We start from the raw sequence: 4,900 nt of genomic DNA on the forward strand, positions 1-4,900 counted from the left end.
GGCTCACCAAGGCGACGATCTCTAGCTGGTCTGAGAGGATGACCAGCCACACTGGAACTGAGACACGGTCCAGACTCCTACGGGAGGCAGCAGTGGGGAATATTGCACAATGGGGGGAACCCTGATGCAGCCATGCCGCGTGTATGAAGAAGGCCTTCGGGTTGTAAAGTACTTTCGGTAGTGAGGAAGTTGTGTGTATGAAAAGTGCATGCAATTGACGTTAGCTACAGAAGAAGCACCGGCTAACTCCGTGCCAGCAGCCGCGGTAATACGGAGGGTGCGAGCGTTAATCGGAATGACTGGGCGTAAAGGGCATGTAGGCGGATAATTAAGTTAGGTGTGAAAGCCCCGGGCTCAACCTGGGAATTGCACTTAAAACTGGTTATCTGGAGTATTGTAGAGGAAGGTAGAATTCCACGTGTAGCGGTGAAATGCGTAGAGATGTGGAGGAATACCGGTGGCGAAGGCGGCCTTCTGGACAGATACTGACGCTGAGATGCGAAAGCGTGGGGAGCAAACAGGATTAGATACCCTGGTAGTCCACGCTGTAAACGATGTCGATTTGGAGTTTGTTGCCCTGAGTGATGGGCTCCGAAGCTAACGCGATAAATCGACCGCCTGGGGAGTACGGCCGCAAGGTTAAAACTCAAATGAATTGACGGGGGCCCGCACAAGCGGTGGAGCATGTGGTTTAATTCGATGCAACGCGAAGAACCTTACCTGGTCTTGACATCCACAGAATCTGGCAGAGATGCTGGAGTGCCTTCGGGAACTGTGAGACAGGTGCTGCATGGCTGTCGTCAGCTCGTGTTGTGAAATGTTGGGTTAAGTCCCGCAACGAGCGCAACCCTTATCCTTTGTTGCCAGCGATTAGGTCGGGAACTCAAAGGAGACTGCCGTTGATAAAGCGGAGGAAGGTGGGGACGACGTCAAGTCATCATGGCCCTTACGACCAGGGCTACACACGTGCTACAATGGCGTATACAAAGGGAGGCGACCTCGCGAGAGCAAGCGGACCTCAGAAAGTACGTCTAAGTCCGGATTGGAGTCTGCAACTCGACTCCATGAAGTCGGAATCGCTAGTAATCGTGAATCAGAATGTCACGGTGAATACGTTCCCGGGCCTTGTACACACCGCCCGTCACACCATGGGAGTGGGTTGCACCAGACGTAGATAGCTTAACCTTCGGGAGGGCGTTTACCACGGTGTGATTCATGACTGGGGTGAAGTCGTAACAAGGTAACCGTAGGGGAACCTGCGGTTGGATCACCTCCTTACGAAGCGCTCGTAAGTGTTCACACAGATTGTTTGTTTAGAAAGAGTCACTTTATTGGGTCTGTAGCTCAGGTGGTTAGAGCGCACCCCTGATAAGGGTGAGGTCGGTGGTTCAAGTCCACTCAGACCCACCAATTCGACGGCATTGAGCGGAAGTTTGAGGCGTTGAAGAAGTGAAAACAATGGGGCTATAGCTCAGCTGGGAGAGCGCCTGCCTTGCACGCAGGAGGCCAGCGGTTCGATCCCGCTTAGCTCCACCATTAAAGCCGTCTCTTTTGAATTAAATTATGTTTGTATTTACTTATGTGAGTAAATAGAAAGATAAAGCTCTTTAACAATTAGGAACAAGCTGAAAGAAACGAGTTCTCGTTTTTACGGAAGGCATTGATACGTGAGTGTGGATGTTGTGAAGTAGAAAAGAGAAAAAAGCGTAATTGAGACCAAGACAACTGTGAGTTGTAAGGTTAAGAAATTAAGCGTACACGGTGGATGCCTAGGCAATCAGAGGCGAAGAAGGACGTGTTAATCTGCGAAAAGCGACGGTGAGCTGATAAAAGGCGCTATAGCCGTCGATGTCCGAATGGGGAAACCCAGTGCAGGTGACTGCACTATCATCTGATGAATACATAGTCAGATGAGGCGAACCGGGAGAACTGAAACATCTAAGTACCCCGAGGAAAAGAAATCAACCGAGATTCCCCTAGTAGCGGCGAGCGAACGGGGAGGAGCCTAAAGCGGGTAGCATAATGTATCAGTGGAAGCGTCTGGAAAGTCGCACGATAGAGGGTGAAAGTCCCGTACACGAAGGTGTATTATGTGGAAGCTTGAAGAGTAGGGCGGGACACGTGATATCCTGTCTGAAGATGGGGGGACCATCCTCCAAGGCTAAATACTCCTGATTGACCGATAGTGAACCAGTACCGTGAGGGAAAGGCGAAAAGAACCCCGGGAGGGGAGTGAAATAGACCCTGAAACCGTGTACGTACAATCAGTGGGAGCATGTGTCGTTGGGCATGTGTGACTGCGTACCTTTTGTATAATGGGTCAGCGACTTATATTCTGTAGCAAGGTTAACCGAATAGGGGAGCCGAAGGGAAACCGAGTATTAACTGTGCGTTAAGTTGCAGGGTATAGACCCGAAACCCGGTGATCTAGCCATGGGCAGGTTGAAGGTTGGTTAACACTAACTGGAGGACCGAACCGACTAATGTTGAAAAATTAGCGGATGACCTGTGGCTGGGGGTGAAAGGCCAATCAAACCGGGAGATAGCTGGTTCTCCCCGAAAGCTATTTAGGTAGCGCCTCATGTATAACTGTTGGGGGTAGAGCACTGTTTCGGCTAGGGGGCCATCCCGGCTTACCAACCCGATGCAAACTCCGAATACTGACAAGTTTAATCATGGGAGACACACGGCGGGTGCTAACGTTCGTCGTGAAGAGGGAAACAACCCAGACCGCCAGCTAAGGTCCCAAAGTCATAGTTAAGTGGGAAACGAAGTGGGAAGGCTTAGACAGCTAGGATGTTGGCTTAGAAGCAGCCATCATTTAAAGAAAGCGTAATAGCTCACTAGTCGAGTCGGCCTGCGCGGAAGATGTAACGGGGCTAAAACTATGCACCGAAGCTGCGGCAGTGCACGTAAGTGTATTGGGTAGGGGAGCGTTCTGTAAGCCGTAGAAGGTATGTTGTGAGGCATGCTGGAGGTATCAGAAGTGCGAATGCTGACATAAGTAACGATAAAGCGGGTGAAAAGCCCGCTCGCTGGAAGACCAAGGGTTCCTGTCCAACGTTAATCGGGGCAGGGTGAGTCGACCCCTAAGGAGAGGCCGAAGGGCGTATCTGATGGGAAACGGGTTAATATTCCCGTACTGGCTATAACTGCGATGGGGGGACGAAGAAGGCTAGGTTTACCACCTATTGGATGGTGGGTTAAGCGTGTAGGGGTGTGATTAGGCAAATCCGGTCACTGAGACCCTGAGGCGTGATGACGAGCTACTAAGGTAGTGAAGTAATTGATGCCCTGCTTCCAGGAAAATCCTCTAAGCTTCAGGTTATAGTTAATCGTACCCGAAACCGACACAGGTGGTCAGGTAGAGAATACTCAGGCGCTTGAGAGAACTCGGGTGAAGGAACTAGGCAAAATGGTGCCGTAACTTCGGGAGAAGGCACGCTGATGGTAATTGAAATCCCGCGCGGATGTAGGTGAAGTCAGTCGAAGATACCAGCTGGCTGCAACTGTTTAATAAAAACACAGCACTGTGCAAACACGAAAGTGGACGTATACGGTGTGACGCCTGCCCGGTGCTGGAAGGTTAATTGATGGGGTTATGCGTAAGCAGAAGCTCTTGATCGAAGCCCCAGTAAACGGCGGCCGTAACTATAACGGTCCTAAGGTAGCGAAATTCCTTGTCGGGTAAGTTCCGACCTGCACGAATGGCGTAATGATGGCCAGGCTGTCTCCACCCGAGACTCAGTGAAATTGAAATCGCCGTGAAGATGCGGTGTACCCGTGGCAAGACGGAAAGACCCCGTGAACCTTTACTATAGCTTGACAGTGAACATTGAGCCTTAATGTGTAGGATAGGTGGGAGACTAAGAAGTGTGTACGCCAGTATGCATGGAGTCATCCTTGAAATACCACCCTTTAATGTTTGATGTTCTAACCTGTACTTCTGAATCGAGGTAAGGGACACTGTCTGGTGGGTAGTTTGACTGGGGCGGTCTCCTCCCAAAGAGTAACGGAGGAGCACGAAGGTTAGCTAATCCTGGTCGGACATCAGGAGGTTAGTGCAATGGCAAAAGCTAGCTTGACTGCGAGAGTGACGGCTCGAGCAGGTACGAAAGTAGGTCATAGTGATCCGGTGGTTCTGAATGGAAGGGCCATCGCTCAACGGATAAAAGGTACTCCGGGGATAACAGGCTGATACCGCCCAAGAGTTCATATCGACGGCGGTGTTTGGCACCTCGATGTCGGCTCATCACATCCTGGGGCTGAAGTAGGTCCCAAGGGTACGGCTGTTCGCCGTTTAAAGTGGTACGCGAGCTGGGTTTAGAACGTCGTGAGACAGTTCGGTCCCTATCTGCCATGGGCGTAGGAAAATTGAGAGGGTTTGCTTCTAGTACGAGAGGACCGAAGTGAACGCACCGCTGGTGTACGGGTTGTGATGCCAATTGCATTGCCCGGTAGCTACGTGCGGAATAGATAAGTGCTGAAAGCATCTAAGTACGAAACTAGCCTCGAGATGAGTTTTCCCTGATGAGAATCAGTAAGGTCCGTTTGAGACTAAGACGTAGATAGGTCAGGTGTGTAAGTGTAGTGATACATTGAGCTAACTGATACTAATGAACCGAGAGTCTTAACCTTACAACTCGGAGTTGTTTTGGATTGCGCGAAGTTGAGAGAAGAGAAAATCATCGAAAGATGGTTAAAGAGTGTAGAAACAGTTTGTTCCGGATTGAGGAATTGATGTAAAGATGAGATAATGACATCAGTTGAGAGAAAGAGAAGACAGGATATGTCTGGCGGTAATAGCGCGGTGGTCCCACCTGACCCCATGCCGAACTCAGAAGTGAAACGCCGTAGTGCCGATGGTAGTGTGGGTATTACCCATGTGAGAGTAGGGTGC

Annotated in this window: 2 tRNA genes and 3 rRNA genes; all 5 read left to right on the forward strand. The window is 50.4% G+C overall.

The features are described 5' to 3' along the window. Positions 1 to 1,278, forward strand: a 16S ribosomal RNA gene (locus tag A9G10_RS01845); the annotation flags it as partial. Between the two features lie 55 nt (positions 1,279 to 1,333). Next, positions 1,334 to 1,410: transfer RNA gene (locus A9G10_RS01850), tRNA-Ile, on the forward strand. A 50-nt stretch (positions 1,411 to 1,460) separates the two neighbouring features. Beyond that, a tRNA-Ala gene (locus A9G10_RS01855) sits at positions 1,461 to 1,536 on the forward strand. Between the two features lie 202 nt (positions 1,537 to 1,738). Next, positions 1,739 to 4,638: ribosomal RNA gene (locus A9G10_RS01860) — 23S ribosomal RNA — on the forward strand. Between the two features lie 154 nt (positions 4,639 to 4,792). Then, positions 4,793 to 4,900 (forward strand): 5S ribosomal RNA (gene rrf / locus A9G10_RS01865); the annotation flags it as partial.

Source organism: Gilliamella sp. wkB308 (genome assembly GCF_001690185.1).
GTDB classification, from domain to species: Bacteria; Pseudomonadota; Gammaproteobacteria; order Enterobacterales; family Orbaceae; genus Gilliamella; species Gilliamella apicola_I.